The organism is Mucilaginibacter sp. (assembly GCF_965201005.1).
GTDB lineage: Bacteria > Bacteroidota > Bacteroidia > Sphingobacteriales > Sphingobacteriaceae > Mucilaginibacter_A.
In genome coordinates this window covers 165422-182072 of sequence record NZ_OZ241747.1, presented here as the reverse complement: position 1 = coordinate 182072, position 16651 = coordinate 165422, and the positions used below count along the sequence as shown (strand labels likewise).

Sequence of the window (16651 nt, the reverse complement as noted above, 5' to 3'; positions counted from 1 at the left end):
AATTCATTTTATATCTTAAAAATCAGGGAAGAGGTGAATCTGGACAATACAAAGAATCCACGATAGATGCCTATGCGAATTCAATTAACCTTATTACAGAAGATTTAAATAATAATTTTAGTCTTCATCTTAAATCTCTTTGCGACGAAGTTGATACATTTGTTCTATTAGAATATTTTGATAAGCTTTTCAATCTTCCACATGTTATAGAGTCAGAAAGAATCCAAAGAAAGCGAAAAACTAATGGGTTCAAACGATACATTGAGTTTCGAAAATTTGAAAATGAACTTTCAAACAACGAAAACCAGCCAGTAATTCTTGATACTCAAGAATCGGAAACGGAGGGTGGTGAAAAAATTGTCATTTCGAAAATTGCGGAACGTATAGGTAAGTTAAGGACTCAGGCAATTAAAATTCATGGTTTAACATGCAAGGCTTGCGGGTTTAATTTCTTCGAGAAATATGGTAAAATTGGAAAAGATTTTATTGAAATCCACCACTTAAGGAAATTAAAACCTAATCATGGCTTTGTTTTAGTAGAAACGAATCCTGAAACTGACCTAATACCTCTATGTTCAAACTGCCATCGAATGGTACATATGAAAAGAAATTTAACATTGTCACTTGAAGCATTAATTAATATAATTAAAGACAATGCAAAGTGATTCCAAATTTAACTAGAAAAGGCTCGGATAATATTTATTTTCATCGTATTTACTAAATCTTCATCTTTAACTAAGATTTGCATCAAAAAAGAAAAATAGTGAGTTGTCGGTGAGTTGAGATAGTGGAACGCTATAAGGTGCTGAAAATAAGATCAATAGGAAGTGGAAAATATTCACCTACGGCGCTGGAAAAAGATGTTCTCCAAGTTTTACTATAGACCAGAAAACTATATCAGCCAGTTCGATGGTGTAAGATTTTTTATCAAAATATCCATGTGCAATATTGTTGCGCAGGTCAAGCCCGCTTTTCGTATACAAGTAATTTAATACCTGATACTCCTGATCGGCTAATACCTTAAGTTCTTTCGACCGCTCAAGCAATTCCGGTAAATAAAGCTCCCGTAACTCGTTTGACGCAGTGTCAATTGTGGTAGTTGAGATTTCCTTGAGTTTAAATAAACTTCTCAAAAGAAATTTCAACCTGATGACCATGGCATCGATACACATAATAAAGTTGGCCTCACCTGAATTCGTTAAAGATTTAGTGACTTGTTCCAAATAATGGATTAATGCTGGACGTATGTAGTCATAAAAACATATTGGAGTTGATTTTCCGTCTGTTTCTGCCTGATGAATGATTCCTATCCAATTATTTTTGAAATGCTCGTCCATCTTTTCGACGGGTAACAGCCGGCTCTTAATGAGTTCATGCATAATGGTAACTATAATTTGCTTGGCGGTCAATTGAAATTGAGCGTGATACGTCGTATCGGCGTCGTTTTTCGGTTTAGCCCGGTCTTTTAAAAGTTTTGAATTTTGGTTCTTATCGAATTGATAAACCGTAAACAATGACGTTAACGATCGACTGCTATGTACCGCTGCTGATGCCCCGAACCTGGGAAGAAAGCTATTGTCACCTCCTAAAACAACAAGTCGCGCTTCGGGCGGTACAGCACTGATCCATTTGATAAATCGCTCGTTCATCGCGAATAGCTGTACCCCTAACGTATCACTCAAGGGAATTCTGACCCGGGCGAATGGTTTTCTTTTTTCTTAAACAAAGCAAGCTCATTGGCCGTCTCCTTAAATTTTTCATCAGCCTTTGCGAACCGGTAATATTTCATTGCTTCAGCAAGGTGTGGGATGACGACCAGTCCGGTCTTATCGTCTTTTCTGCCATTGGCATCAGCCCTTATTTTATCGCCCAGCTGTTCATAAAGTAGCGGTGCGTCCCCTGTTTTATAGTAATTGGCCACCTTGATGGCGCAAAGATGGATCTCTTTCGCCTGGAAATATCCCTTCAACACAGGATTGCCCTTGACTTCTTCCACGAAAGGTAATAAGTTGACTGCCTTTAATATCTTTTTTGCTTTTGAAAGTAGATGATCTATGATCATTTCTTTCATCCATAACTCAGTTCTCGTTTGGACAAACTTCTCTAAAATACTGGTAGCGCCAGAAACGCCTGACTCATATTTTAAATTCAGGCTTAATATCAATGCCTGTTGAAACGATTGTTTAAAAGGGCTGAAAGACTTTTCATCATTAGACAGCTTTGAAAGACAATGTCCTGCAATCTGCAGGTAGGATTCTATTGCTATTTTAACATGTTGGAATGACTTGTGAAACTCCCACAGAATATGTCCGTATCGGCTGATCGAGTAAAGGTTGGGGCTTTGAGTAATTCTCTTTTTTAAGTAAACAGCTGCGGTATCGGACGATAGTCGCTCTATTCCGGTAGCTGTTAAGCTATTAAAATGCCCTTCGTCATCAGGGAATGACATAAAGCAAAAAAACTCTACCGCCATTGGCGTTCGATCAAATAATGGTTCGTCCTTGTAAAGAATAAGTACCTCATTGGCCAGATCAATGGCATCAGTCGCAGCGTAAGCCGTCTCTTCCTGATCTACAAGGGCGTAAAACGTTCGCTCTGATAATGAAATGTCGGTATCCAATAGGCTTAAATATTTATGATAAAAATAATCAATAAATACCGATGTACTGTTTACTGATGACGATGAATTATATTGCATACCATTTAAAATCCTAAATTAATATGAATTTGCCGCCTGAATCAATTACCCCTCAGCAAATACTCGTCTCTTACTTGCAACAGATCGAACACAAAAGATCCGGTGGCGCTGTCAATTTTAGGGGTACAGAGTTTCAGATCGCCTATGCAGTATTAATCCTTTTAGAAAAGCTTAATGCCGACAGTAGCGACAAATACGTTCATCTGGAAGGGCTGGAAGATATTGATGTTGTTTCAGAGCGTAAATCCGATGCAAGAGAGGCAGAATATATACAGTTAAAATCGTCACAGAATCCGCTGAATGCAGGCACATTTTGGACACTTGGTGTCCTGCAAAACTTCCTTGAAGTATATGCTTTGGAACCGACGGCCAATTTCAGGTTAGTTTATAATATGAAAATCTCCGACGGAAACCTTCATGCGCTGATCTCCGGGAAAACAACTAGTGGCGCAATTGCTTTTTGGGCAGAAAAATTAAACAGCTTGGGAGAACAATACAGGCATATCGATTTTGCAAAGTTCCTAAGCCGCATCTCTTACGAAAAACATAATCTCAACGATATTATTTCAAAGATACGGTTATCACTATTGAAAAACTGGAATGTAAATGTCGGTGCCGAAGATCAGTACTTTAAAGCGCTATTTTACTTTGCCTTTACCCGCTCTAAAGAGCGTTCAAAAATTTTCCGAACCGATATCCAGGAGTTACTGATAATGGTTACGGATTCATTTTCCAAAGCCCCGGTAAATCTTGCCTGGCGACATAATTGGCTCGCCCCGGTAATTTACCAGACAACAGGAAAGTCTAATGATGATTATTTTGAAGGGAAGGCTGCCAAACCTGTACACATAGCCGACCAGTTGCCTGTACGACGAAAAGGCTGGGAACAGCAAATCAATACCAAACTAAATGAAACCGACGCAGTTGTGATTCGATCCTCGAGTGGGCAAGGTAAGTCAACATTGGCATGGCAAGTAGGGTTTAATCTTTCAAAACAGTATAAAATTTACCAGTTATACCAATGCGTGAATTGGGAACAAGTAAACGCTATCAAGGAATTTTTGACGGTGAGGATTATCATTGGAGAGCAACCGTTAATCGTTATTGACGGGTTAGATAGCACACTTTCTTATTGGTCAGTTCTTGCAGAGAAAATAGCGGATCTCCCCGTAAAATTATTGATCACTTCAAGATATGAAGATTGGTACCGGTACGGAGCGGACATATCAAGGATCGGGCTTCAAATAATAGATATCCAATTGTCTCAATCCGAGGCCAAAGAGATATATCAACAACTTAAACAAAAAAACAAACTATATACAGGTTCACCAAACTGGCAGCCTGTATGGGAGCAGGTACAAGACCGCGGGTTGCTGATTGAATACACCTACCTGTTGACCCGTGGCCAGATGATCGAAGACCGTATAAAACAGCAGTTGAAAGAGCTTACCCGGGAGAGTAGCGCTGCGGCTAAATTGGAGATACTGCGAATCGTAGCCGTTGCTGATTGCCTTAACCTTAAGGTAGAAACCAAAATGTTGATATCATATATCAATAGAACGATACGGTTTGAACAGGATCGCGGTGCGGTTTTCCAGGAATTGGAAAGCGAGTATTTCATTCGTTTTGACCAACAATACGTAGAGGGTTTACATCCCGTCAGATCGGAGCACATAAAAGATGCCCTACATGATTTCGTATCTATTGCAGATACTTTGATTGTGGTCTACACATTACTTGGGGAGGATAAATACGACTTTTTTGCTAATGCACCAGGTATGCTGAAGGACTCGGAAAAGCCTGTATTTTACAAAGAACTGGCAGGTCTGTTGGTCAACGGAGCCTTTACTGATATGGCCGCCGCCTTTGACGGTATTCTTCATGGTGAACCGCAAATGTATTGGTTGAAAAATAAATCCTTTTTTGACCAAGCTCATTGCGGGGGAGGGATTGAGATCTTCGTTTATGACTCAATTCCTTTCGCAAATTTAAAAACGCTGCAAAAATTCGGAGAAATGCTTGGCGATGATGGTGGGCAAAATTTTCGCAAACTTGCCGAGATCGCTGAAAAACTCCCTGAATATACATTGAAAGATACAGGGGTTTCTCAATTTGGTTCTGCCTTAAGCCTGGCTTTGCCATCAAGAACTGCACCGATCGTTAGTTATGAAGGCCTGGAGTTCTTGTACAAGTGGTTTAACAAATTAGAACTGACATTCAATTTGAAAATAGAAACTACACAGGAACACCTGATTCGCCAGCTGGTGGATTTGCCAGTTACGGAAAGCAAAGACCTATTTGTTTATTGTAGGATTGAGAATCCTGAAAAGTATCGTGATTTTATTAATAAGAATAAATCTGAAATCATTAGTCTTTTAAAAGTTAAAACAGATTCGATAACGATCAGTGAAGAGGGGGATGAAATAACGATCAATTATTTGCTTCGTGATGATGAGATTAACCAGGCAAATGACATTAGTGTTGACCGGATTAGAACAATCTCATCTTTCCTGCCTTACTACGAGAAATACAATACTCAAGCTATTTTATTGCCGTTTCCCAACGAGCAATTGGTTTCCACAGTGCGGATGAATTCAAACAAGGGAATGACGCTCGAATCTATTGGAAGTCTTTTTGATGTAAATCTTAACGTAATCTGGTCATCAACGATCCTTAAAAATTATGCGGCATCATCAGTTTTTGATTGGCAAAAAGGCATCCTATATATAAGGGCCGAAGCGGTTGAAACGGTTAAACCTTTCGTTCGTTTCTTAGATTCACTGATCGAAAGAAATAGGAAGAAACAACTTGCTACCATCGAACCGATGATCAAGCAAAGGGAAAAGTTATCGGCTCTTTTAACGGTTAGAAAGCCTTTTCCAAGCTATAAAACAAAAGTATTTAATACAAAAACTTATGAGGCTGACCATAAAATTATCAATAGTTGGCTCGTACATCTTTCAAATCTTAATAGCCAATTTCAGAATATAGTTAATCCCTTAAAGGATAATGACCGAAATATTGGTACCATCAATTTGAAAGCAACTTACTTCGACCTCGAAAAGATGCAAGCTGCTTTTAACACTATTGAAAAACTTACTTTTCAGTACTTTGACAATTCAGAGCTTTTAAGTAATGAAGCAAATTGGTACAACAGGCTCTATCAAACAGTCATGTATTTTCTTCACCATGAACCAATAGAGTCACAGCAGCCAAAGGCGGTCGGCAAAAATGCCGTTTTCGAATGGTGGGATAGTTTTCATGACCGCAAGTTGAATAGGGTTAAACAAATATTGAAGGAAATAGCCTCGTCAACCGACCTTGTGTTTTACCTGCCGTCACAACTTAAAGAAACTGATACATTAACCTTTGCGACGTTCGGCGTTGCAAATTTGGATCATACCAATGGTTACGAGCTTTTGAGATTTAGCTTATTACTCAAGCCGCTTAAGGTTTTGGATATTCACTTTTACAGTGTGTTTTTTGTTGACAATGATACTGTACGGTCTGGCCTTAGATTTTCCAAAGATTATATCGAGGAGGTCAGCATGGAATCGGATTTGGATATCGAGATGCCGATTCCAATTATACCGGACGAAGAGTCACTACTCTTTTTACCGGAACTCAAATTTACCAAGATATCACTAAATGAAGTTAAGGCCCTCTATACAACGATCATTTATGATTTATGGCGCTTGACGGAATCTCGGGTAAGGTTGGATCCGCATTCGCCAATTGAGTTATCTTGGTTAGTTGACCTAGAGAACAAATATTCAACACCGATTTTAGATAGGGTTAGAATGATTCCCGAAGATGAAATCGATATGGCATTTTTTCAATGGTCATTAGACATAGTCGAAGGCAAAGAGGTGCCTAGTAAAGAGGAGTTCGTTGGAAAACTTTTTGAAATGATTTCTTTATAAGCACCGTGGAATCGAGTTGGACCTGTTTTATCGGTGTGATTTAGGAGAGTTTCGGGATGATGATCATTGACGGCGTTTTCAGAAAGATAACTAAGATTAAATTTATAATCATCAGTCTTTAGATAGAGCCATTAAAATTCGGCGAATAAAATTGCATCAAAACATACTTTTTTATACCTTTGATGTAACCCATTTGCATTCAATCAGTTGCAAAAAATAGGTGAGCATCTGGTGAGCACCAGGTTTTTAGAAAGTAAAAACATTGAAATTCAACAATATAAGGGCATGGTTCGAGTCCCGTCCATTCTGCCAAAATAAAAAAGGAGCTACATTAATTTGTGTCTCCTTTTTTATTTATGTTCACTTCTAAAAGCTGTTCAAAGTTTAATTGCAGACATTTATATACTTCTTTTATGCCTGTAAATTTGGGTTTTTGGCAGATTGTTGAGAATGAAGAACCACCAACTTTTAGGTGATAAAAGAAGTATGACAAAATCGTCCTATCGTTTTTAAACAAAATTTAGTCCTAAAAAAAATATAAAAAACTCAAATCACCAATTTTTATATGCAACTTTGCTGCAATTGATAAATTATGCAATTGGCAGCAAACAAGCTTCTTAAAACAATTATAACGATTTTCTTGCTGGCAATTTTTTTCTTGTTGCCTTTTGTTGAAGCCTTTCATCATCACGATGAAAGAGGAGTTTCGTTATTTATCCGCTTTCATAAACATTTGAAAAACAAAGAATCGGTTAGTTCAAATTGTGCCGTTTGCGGCTTCGTTTACCACAAACTTTCCCAACAAACCCACCGGTTCGACGATGTTGCGATCAACCTTTTTGTCAATACCGTTTACCTGCAAAACAAGGCAATTGTTGGTGTAATCAATTTTGGGTTTGTCCATATTTCCGGCAATAAAGGTCCGCCTACGGCCTTTTAATCACAACGCATTTTTTCTTACGTGATTTTACAAAAATTAAATCCGCTCCTGCTTCATTTAAAACTTATGGCAAAAGCCGGATTTATGTTTTTCGGTTGTGTGCCGACTTCTAACCAGATATTACTCAATATTTCTCTAAAAACCACATGAAAATAAAATTTTTACTTGTTTTATCCTTTTTTTCTATCCTAACTTTCATCATACAACCCAATACTGTTTTTGCCCAACAATTATTTAAAGGAACCGTCTTATCGGAAGTAGATTCCCGCCCGGTAACAGGTGCTTCAATTACCGTTAAAGGCGCAGAAAAAGAAGCTAGCGGCAGTACAAATCCAGAAGGCAAGTTCAGCATTCCGATTGCCGCTTATCCTTTTACGTTGATTATCAGCCATGTTGGTTTTAAACAGCGGGAAATCAAAATAACCAAAGATTCATCGCTAAACAACCGGGTTTTCGTGTTGCAATATGTGGCAAAATCCCTTGGGGAAGTTGTGGTAACCGCGGGAAGGACAAGGCAAAGATTAAAAGACGTGCCGCAAAAAGTGGAACTTATCAGTTCAAAAGACATTGCTTACACACCTGCTTTAGACGTAACGGACATTATAAAAAAAACAACGGCCGTTGATGTTATTCAGTATCCAGGGATACTGTCTGGTGTTGGTTTTCGGGGTTTTCGGCCGCAGTTTTCCGGTTTAACGCAGCATACTTTATTACTTATCAATGGCCGCCCGGCAGGAACGACCAATTTAGGGACGCTGGACTTGAATTTTATCGATCATATCGAAATCTTAAAAGGCCCTGCTTCGGCATTATATGGTTCGCAGGCGATGGGCGGCGTGATCAATATCATCACACCACAAACAACAGGCAACGTCCGCGGAAATGTTTTTGCAGATTACGGCTCGTACAATACGCTTCAGTTTGGCGGCAAGGTCGGCGGAAATATCACTAAAAAACTTGATTTCGATGTAGCGGGAACGTTTTTCCAGCGAAATACAAATTTTAAAATGGGCGATGGTAATTTTTTCAGGCGGATATTACACAGCGGCACCGCGACAGATTATTACAGCAACGGCAAAGTAACCACGGCCGATGATTCGCGTGGCGACGGACAAGTACGGCCGAACACGCGTTATAAATACGGTAATGGATCGGCACGGATCGGTTATCAAATAGACAGCAACTGGCGTGCGGACATTAGCGGGACGCTTTTCCGGGCAAACCATGTGGAAACCCCGGGCGATATATTTTCTGGCGAAGGCGGTGCGGGATTGAAAAATATTTTGCGCAATAACGCGGAAGCATCGGTTACCGGGAAAATCAAAAATAACGATATCGGCATCCGTATGTATTATGCAAACGAGTCTTCCACCACGTTTGCCGTCCGTACCACTTCGGGGGCGGTTATCCCAAACCCTTATCAATCCGGCAGGAGCAAATACCAATGGTATGGTGCACAATTAAAGGACGCCATATCTTTTTTACATGGCCAAAAAGTAATAATTGGTTATGATTACAACAATGCATCATCCAAAACGATCAGCGAAACTGCACCTTCCAAAACAACCGGGTTACAAACTACTACCGCTATCGCGCCAAACGCTTCTATCATTACCAACGGGTTTTATGCGCAAGGTCAGTTCAGGTTTCTACAAAGCAAACTGATTGTTAACCCGGGTTTACGGTTGGACAATACCGAATTTAAGCTCACTTCAACCCCAAATTATACAAAAACACTTTTTGCGGGTTCGCAAACCAACAATATTGTCAATCCAAGTTTGAGTGCCCAATACAATTTCATCGGTAATTTTACGGCGCACGGCAGTATCGGAAGAGGATTTGTTACGCCGGACGCTTTGCAGATTGCCGGTTATCAGGTTTCCGGAACTGGGTCAGGGAAAGTAACGGTATCACAAGGAAATCCCGACCTTAAAAACGAAAGCAGCGTTTCCGAAGAAGGAGGGATCAAATATGATGATACCAAAACAGGCTTTACTTTTGATGTGACCTACTTTAGCACCAATGTAAAAAACCGGATTGCTTCCGTTTCAGCACCGCCATCACCGGCATATACAATTGGTACGGACAACGTAACCGCCGTGACCAATTATTACAATGCCAATAAAAGTAAAATCAGGGGTTATGAATTTAACGCCAGTTATGATTTTGGTGCGCTGGCCAATTTCCGCTACACGTTACGGACTTTTACCAACGTAACCTATAATAAAAGGGCGCAGGATATCACCGTAAACCCAACAACTGGTGCCGAAACGGCGGTTGCCATACAAAACGTGGCCAAAGTAAATGTTAATTATGGTTTGGAATATGGCAACAACCGGAACTATAACATCAGGCTGACAGGCCGTTATGTTGGCCGGCGTTACGATACCGATTTTAACGATCCGTTGCGGCCCATCGTTTACTATCCGGATTTTATCGTGCTTGACCTGGCCGGTTCTTACAACGTTACCAAACATCATCAGATCGGGCTTTCCATCAATAACCTGACCGATGAAAACTACTACGAAAAACGAGGCTACGACCAGCCCGGGCGAACATTACGGCTGCGATACACCTACAATTTTGGTTCGTCCGCCAGAAGATAATTATCGCCACTTATGGTTTTTCCTGAAAAATGCGATGCTTCTTTTATCGGTATAAAATAGGCGAAACCACATGCTGTTTTTATCGGCATAAAATTGAAAAACAAATTTTACAGGCATAAAAGAAGCATCAACATTTCATCACATTATAAAAATTTAGACCGCTTTATGGACTTACTTAAAATTTTAGAATCGCTGCTTTACACGCTTTCCAACCTGGTGATCTATCCGGTATTGGTTACGTTGCTTTTTTTATTGGGGAAAGTTATTTACGGCTCCGGTGTTTTTTGCCGGGAATATTGGCTCCGCAGCAAATCCCCTGCGTTTTTTATCGGGCAATTTATCAACGAGATAAATAACATGCGGCCTGATGATGCTTCTATTGTTGAAATTGAGTTAAACCACGTGCTGGAAAAAGCGGGGCAAAAAAGCATGCAGCAAATACAAGCAGCAAGGTACAGCGTAAAAATGGGCCCAACTTTAGGGCTGATCGGCACGCTCACGCCAATGGCAAAAGCGTTGAGCAGCTTGTCGCAGGGCAATTTAAACAGTTTATCGTCGCAAATGATCAGCGCATTTTCTACAACCATCATTGGCCTCGTGGTTGGCGGAATTGCCTATTCGATCATGCACGCACGCTTAAAATGGCAGCGAAAAGATATTTATGAGTTATCAAAACTGGCGGAAGAAAAGTTGGCAGGCAGTTTAAAAAAGACGTATCAACCTTAAATTTTAACAAAATGAAATTTTTAAAACCGGTAAAAAGATATACAGACAACGAAACGGAAGACGACCCGATTGCCGGCGTTGCGCAGCTGTTTGACGTGAGCATCGCATTTATCGTGGCCGTGATTGCGGCCATGTTCACATTGCTTTCTTCGCAGGATTTGATGAGCAAAGACAGCGAATGGACGCTGACCAAAAAAACAAAAAACGGCGACATTGAGATGATCGAAAAGAAAAACAACCAGATCGTAAAACGCAAGGTCAGCTCCAAAAACATGGCTGGCAATGGTGTGCGTTTAGGCACGGCTTATCAGTTGGAAAACGGGCAGGTGATTTATGTGTCTGATACCACAAAAACCCAATAACAAACATGCGTAAATTTATCGCTTATCTGCAGATCGCCGCTTTGGCATTGCTTTTTTTTAGCTGCCATCGTTCAAGAAAACCTTCCCTGGCCTTGGTTTCCCCACACGTGGAACTCAATCCGTACGAGTTTAAAAAAGCGGCAAAAAATTACGGCGATGTCATGCAGACAGACCTTTACGGCACAAGCGGCACCGGGCAGTTACCGGTTTTTTCTGTTGAAGAACTGAGCAAACATGATTTGGTTATTTTTGAGAGTTTGGGCACACGGATTTCTTTGCTGAAACCGCAGATCGATTCGATCAAAGCACGCACAAAAGTTTTGTTTTTAGAAACGCCGCTTGCCAAAGGAAATGTGCAGCTAAGTCAATATCCGGATATAAAAACCTACTGGGAAAACGGCAATGCGGAAAATTATAGAGGCCTGCTGTCCTACATCGCAGCTAAAGTATTTAAGCTGCCGGTCAACGTTGTCAAACCGATAAAATATCCGCTTTATGGGTTTTATCACCCGGGCAGCGACAGCCTTTTTAGCTCTGCTTCGGCGTATTTAAAATGGTACGACAAGCAATATCCCAAAACTGCGGATTCGGCAAACACGCCTGTTATCGGTTTGGTATTTTATCAAACCAACTACATCAAGAAAGACATGCGCGTGGTTGATGCGCTAATTAAAAGTATAGAAAAGCATGGTGCAAGGCCGATCGCCTTAATGCAAAAAAGTGGTTTTAAGCTGGATTCTTTTTTCAGGATAAACAACAAGCCTATTGTTGATGCTGTGCTTTATGGCGGGATGTACCTTAACTTTAGCAAACCTGAAAAAGGGCGAAAATCCGCAGAAAACCTTGACGTGCCTTTGCTCGGGACGGCCACGCAATACATTAAAAATCCTGCCGAATGGGAAAAAGAACCTGGTGGGTTTTCTCCGGACATGACAGACCGTTTTTATTTTACCGAGCGCGACGGTGTGATCGAACCGATGATTGTTGGTGCTGATAAAACTTTGGCCGATGGCGAGCGTAACGTTTATCCAATTGATTATCAGGTTGATTGGCGTGTGGAACGTGCAATAGATTGGGTAAAATTGCGGCGTACACCAAATTTCAACAAAAAAATTGTTTGTACTTATTACAGCGAAGGCAGTGGCAAAGCCAACGTTGGCGCAGATATAGATGCTTATTTGGATGTGCCGCAAAGTTTGGTGAAGCTGTTAAAAACCTGGAAAAACAGCGGATACAACGTTGGCGGCCAGCCTTTGCCATCTGCGGCGCAGCTGGCGCGGCAAATGTCTGTACATGCTTCCAATGTTGGCACTTGGGCACCTGCGGAATTAAAAAAACGGATAGCAAACGGAGAGGTGATCACCATCCCGGAACAGCAATATTTAGATTGGTTTCATGCTTATCCCGCTGCACAGCAGCAGGAAGTGATCAAAAATTGGGGCCCGGTGCCGGGCAAATTGATGACCATTACAGACAGTATCGGTAAAAAGTCTTTCATTATTCCTATAATCAAAGACGGCAATATAATTTTGGCACCTCATCCAAACTGGGGTTTGCAGGATAATCACGCCTTGATCTATGGCAAAGACGCCATCCCGCCAAGTCATGCTTATATTGCTTTTTACGAGTGGATGAAACGCGTTTACCAGCCGCATGCTTTTATAAGTCTTTTTAGTCAGCTCTCTTTGATGCCCGGAAAACTGGAAGGCCCGTCGCGCAAAGACTTTAATGGCGAACTGATCGGTAATTTGCCGCATATCAGCTTGGTTCCACTGATTGCCAATGGCGGGATTGCCAATAAACGCCGGGCAAGCGCGCTAACAATCGGTTATCTAACAGAAATTACACAAGCGGGATTAAGTGATTCGCTAAAAATACTTAGTAACGCTATTGACGACTGGCAAAGCTCGACCAATAACGTGCTCAAAAACCGCTTGCGGCAAAAAGCGATAGCTTTAAGCGTAAAACTGCATATCCAGAACGATCTTGACAATCAAAAGCTCATGACCGTTTCGCCGGATGATTTTTTGAAGCAGGCGAAAGCTTATATCAACAAAATAGCGCGGCAACATATGGCAAACGGCGGGCATATTTTGGGCAATGCACCAACCGGAAATACCTTGGCAGAAATGATACACGATATGCTGGGCGAAGAGTTTGAAAAACTGTTGCCTGGCGATAAAGCGAAAAAACAAAAACTTTCTGTTGATATGGTGCGGGATGTGGTCTTCAACAACAAAAACATCAACGAAACAACAAGGCGTTATTGGCACCGAAGCGACACGGCCGTTGCCCGCGAATTACAAAAGGCACTGGTTTATCGCAATAAATTGAACCAAGCTAACAACGAAATCACGCAAATTATGCGCGCCCTGGACGGTAAATATATTCCCACCGGGCCAACTGACGATCCGATCAGGAACCCGGAATCACTTCCGTCCGGCCGAAACCCATACTCCATCAATACCAAAAATATACCGACAAAAGAAGCATGGGTTTTGGGCAAACGCATGGCCGATCAGCTTTTGCTGCAGTTTGAAAAAAAGCACGGTAAAGGAAGCATTCCCAAAAAAGTGGCATTTGTGCTATGGTCTGCCGAAATAACTAATAATCAAGGAGTTAGCGAAGCTGAGATCATGTACCTGATGGGCGTAAAACCCGTTTGGAACACGAAAGGCCAGGTGATGGACGTTGCGCTTATCCCGGACAATGAACTGGGCCGTGAACGGATTGACGTGCTGATAACAACGTCTGGCACTTACCGGGACCATTTTTATGGCAATATCAAAATGCTCGACAAAGCGGTAAAACTGGCCGCAAGCGTAAGTACCGGCACCAATTGGGTGCGCAGGCATAGTTTGGCTTATCAGAAAAAACTGCACATCGATTCGATGGACGTTGCTGCTTTGCGTGTGTTTTCGAGCAACCAGGGCGCATATTCTACCAATGTTGAGTTTGCAGGTGAAAACAGCGAAGGCTGGAAAACCGATACCGTTGTTTCTAACCTTTACCTCAAAAGAATGGCACACGCTTATGGCGAAAAAGCAGAAGCACTTTACCAACGCGGCCTGTTTGAACTCAATATCAAAGATGTGGACGCGGCAGCTTTTAGCAGATCGTCAAACGTTTATGGCGTGATGGACCATCCGATGGTGGCTGCGTATTTCGGTGCTTACAATTTAGCCGTTAAAAACACGACGGGGCGGGAGCCGGACATGTTTATCAATGATCTTTCGGACACCAGCAACAGCGAGGTCACGCCCTTATCGGATTTTTTTCATGCCGAATTGCGTAGCCGTTATTTAAACCCAAAATGGATCAAAGGGATGATGGACCACGGTTACGACGGTGCCCGTTACATGGATGCTTTTACCGAAAATATGTTCTTGTGGAACGTAACCAACAGCAACATGGTAACCGATCAGGATTGGAACGATGTTTATGATACTTACCTTACCGATAAAAACAAGCTTGGTTTGAGCAAATATTTGGATAAGGCAAATCCTTATGCCAAACAATCTATGGTTTTCGCTATGCTGGAAGCCACAGAAAAAGGTTACTGGAAAGCAAGCGATGCGCAATTAAAAACCATGGCCACAACGGTTGCAAAATCTGTGGCCAGCAACGGGGCGGCTTGTAATACAGCCGTTTGCAACTCACCGGCGTTATCCAGATATATTAAAAGTATTGTTGAAAAAGTGCCTGGTGGGAAAACCCTTTCTGCTCAATACAGCAAAAAAATTGCGGCCATAAAGCGAAACCCAACCGGAACGCCCGGCGGCAGCGCATCAAAATCACAACCGGTTGCGGGCAGGCAGATGACGGAAGAACGGGTTTCTGCTGTGGCTGTAAGCGCAAATAGCAGCAATTCAAAAATGCTCCTGTTGCTCGCCGGGGCGATAATATTGCTTTTTGTGGCAGGGTTTTTTAAAAGCACCAGATTTTAGGGTCTGGTTAAATTATATATGCTTCTTTTATCGCCTAAAATTTGGTGGTTTATCAAGGGGGTTTTCTATAGGCAACAATTGCAAAAGCAAAATTTTGGGCGATAAAAGAAGCATTCAAAACTTTTTTGGCAGAAACTTAAACAGACATTATATCCCTTTCAATAAAAGTTACAAACGTATCCAAATGTTTAGTGGTCAAGATCTTGATCATTATCCTTTTATATTTGCACAGGCGATAAATTCGGATTTAAAGATAACCGGTCCACCAGGAGTTATAGCTGGCTTTATGCTTTCCGAACCAGAGGCAGGGCTTGTATAATAGAGCAACGACACCTATCCAAATCAGATATACTGCCCACAACGGTACGCCGCTTTCAGCACCTTTTGGCCTACCGAAGGAGCCCGAGGCAAAATTCATATCGGCCCAATGGAACCCCTGCGCAAAAAGTATGATCAACAATATTGTATGAATGAGATAGAAATGCACAATAAAATAAAACAACGGTACTTTTCCATAAACACCGGCAACAGCAGTTAATTTGTTGTTTCGTTTTTCTGCCGCACTAAGGATTAAAAACATAATCCCCAGCGTAACTAAGGTAAACAAAAGCGAAGGCGGGTATTTGTTAATATTGATAAATGACAAAAAAGTAAATATAGAAGATTTCTGGTAAGACCATGGAACCGTATCCCCATATCTGTTGACAACACGAACTAAGGCAAATAATATCAGCAATATTGAACCGATTTGGAAGAACACTGGCTTGCGCTTCTCTTCCGGCAATTCAAATAACCTGCCCGCTGCAAATCCGATAAGCATAATGCCAAGCCACGGAAGCGGCGGATAGGCAACAAGCATTAAATGACCGGAGAATAACGGTATCGGTGTAAGGTTAAACAACGGGGACAGAATTTTTAATGCCAATGAACCCCGGGCAAACGGAATTGAGGCAAAAAGATCGTGGCTAAAAACAATAATTAAACCGATAAAAAACAGGATTTTAAGCGGTACTCTGAGTAATAATGACAAAGCGATAAATCCGAACCCAATTGTTGCAATTACTTCAAACAAAAGCAAGTGAAAACCAGGGTCAAAGAAAAGACCAAAATTGACTACCGTAAATTCAAGTACGATAAGCCAAAATCCGCGTTTAAGCAAAAATTCCCTGCTTTGGGCGATATTGTTTTTTCTCTTTAGTGAAAGATAGGCTGATGTGCCAGCCAGAAATACAAATATCGGAGCGCACAAATAGGTTATCCATCTTGTAAAAAATAAGATCGGCGTTGTTGTGTTCAGATTGGTTGGTGATTGAGCTATCGAACTCACATGCAGTAAATCACGGGTATGGTCAAGGGCCATGATCACCATAACCAAACCGCGTGCAACATCAATACTGGAAATTCTTTTCATCCTCAAACTAAACTATAACAAAATTGTGATCAAAAATA

10 protein-coding genes are annotated in these 16651 nt (G+C 41.2%); 6 read left to right on the top strand and 4 right to left on the bottom strand.

All coding sequences use genetic code 11. The annotated features are described in order from the left end of the window. Window positions 1-5: 5 nt before the first annotated feature. A complete protein-coding gene (locus ACOFKR_RS00790; protein ID WP_419803600.1) occupies window positions 6-665 on the top strand; it encodes an HNH endonuclease in 660 nt (219 codons plus the stop codon). Window positions 666-842: 177 nt separating this feature from the next. On the opposite strand, the gene ACOFKR_RS00785 is transcribed toward ACOFKR_RS00790, so the two are convergent. Together ACOFKR_RS00785 and ACOFKR_RS00780 are read right to left on the bottom strand one after the other, a co-directional pair. Further along, the gene (locus ACOFKR_RS00785) at window positions 843-1649 is read right to left on the bottom strand and encodes a DUF4209 domain-containing protein (protein WP_419802124.1); all 807 of its coding nucleotides are present in this window, start codon (window positions 1647-1649) and stop codon (window positions 843-845) included. A 29-nt stretch (window positions 1650-1678) separates the two neighbouring features. Beyond that, window positions 1679-2620: a hypothetical protein gene (locus ACOFKR_RS00780; protein WP_419802123.1), complete on the bottom strand. Its 942-nt coding sequence runs from the start codon at window positions 2618-2620 to the stop codon at window positions 1679-1681. 101 nt (window positions 2621-2721) lie between these two features. Between ACOFKR_RS00780 and ACOFKR_RS00775 the strand changes: the two genes are divergently transcribed. After that, window positions 2722-6621: a hypothetical protein gene (locus ACOFKR_RS00775; RefSeq protein ID WP_419802122.1), complete on the top strand. Its 3900-nt coding sequence runs from the start codon at window positions 2722-2724 to the stop codon at window positions 6619-6621. 757 nt (window positions 6622-7378) lie between these two features. Here ACOFKR_RS00775 and ACOFKR_RS00770 read toward each other — a convergent pair. Next, window positions 7379-7525, bottom strand: coding sequence for a hypothetical protein (locus ACOFKR_RS00770; protein ID WP_419802121.1), 147 nt, complete (start codon window positions 7523-7525; stop codon window positions 7379-7381). 182 nt (window positions 7526-7707) lie between these two features. Between ACOFKR_RS00770 and ACOFKR_RS00765 the strand changes: the two genes are divergently transcribed. From ACOFKR_RS00765 to ACOFKR_RS00750, 4 genes are all read left to right on the top strand, one after another. Next, the gene (locus ACOFKR_RS00765) at window positions 7708-10167 is read left to right on the top strand and encodes a TonB-dependent receptor (RefSeq protein ID WP_419802120.1); all 2460 of its coding nucleotides are present in this window, start codon (window positions 7708-7710) and stop codon (window positions 10165-10167) included. A gap of 165 nt (window positions 10168-10332) precedes the next feature. Next, window positions 10333-10893, top strand: coding sequence for a MotA/TolQ/ExbB proton channel family protein (locus ACOFKR_RS00760; protein WP_419802119.1), 561 nt, complete (start codon window positions 10333-10335; stop codon window positions 10891-10893). A gap of 11 nt (window positions 10894-10904) precedes the next feature. Then, window positions 10905-11255 carry a DUF2149 domain-containing protein gene (locus ACOFKR_RS00755; protein WP_419802118.1) on the top strand — a complete coding sequence of 117 codons (351 nt, stop codon included), beginning with the start codon at window positions 10905-10907 and terminating at the stop codon, window positions 11253-11255. Window positions 11256-11260: 5 nt separating this feature from the next. Beyond that, window positions 11261-15202, top strand: a complete 3942-nt coding sequence (locus tag ACOFKR_RS00750) for a cobaltochelatase subunit CobN (RefSeq protein WP_419802117.1) — start codon at window positions 11261-11263, stop codon at window positions 15200-15202. Between the two features lie 247 nt (window positions 15203-15449). On the opposite strand, the gene ACOFKR_RS00745 is transcribed toward ACOFKR_RS00750, so the two are convergent. Continuing rightward, complete coding sequence (locus tag ACOFKR_RS00745) at window positions 15450-16613, bottom strand: DUF1624 domain-containing protein (RefSeq protein WP_419802116.1); 1164 nt, start codon at window positions 16611-16613, stop codon at window positions 15450-15452. Window positions 16614-16651 lie beyond the last annotated feature (38 nt).

Coding starts and splice junctions, on each gene's coding strand:
- ACOFKR_RS00785 (WP_419802124.1), bottom strand. CDS start 1,649: ATGAACGAGCGATTTATCAAATGGATCAGTGCTGTACCGCCCGAAGCG.
- ACOFKR_RS00775 (WP_419802122.1), top strand. CDS start 2,722: ATGAATTTGCCGCCTGAATCAATTACCCCTCAGCAAATACTCGTCTCT.
- ACOFKR_RS00770 (WP_419802121.1), bottom strand. CDS start 7,525: ATGGACAAACCCAAAATTGATTACACCAACAATTGCCTTGTTTTGCAG.
- ACOFKR_RS00765 (WP_419802120.1), top strand. CDS start 7,708: ATGAAAATAAAATTTTTACTTGTTTTATCCTTTTTTTCTATCCTAACT.
- ACOFKR_RS00760 (WP_419802119.1), top strand. CDS start 10,333: ATGGACTTACTTAAAATTTTAGAATCGCTGCTTTACACGCTTTCCAAC.
- ACOFKR_RS00755 (WP_419802118.1), top strand. CDS start 10,905: ATGAAATTTTTAAAACCGGTAAAAAGATATACAGACAACGAAACGGAA.
- ACOFKR_RS00750 (WP_419802117.1), top strand. CDS start 11,261: ATGCGTAAATTTATCGCTTATCTGCAGATCGCCGCTTTGGCATTGCTT.
- ACOFKR_RS00745 (WP_419802116.1), bottom strand. CDS start 16,613: ATGAAAAGAATTTCCAGTATTGATGTTGCACGCGGTTTGGTTATGGTG.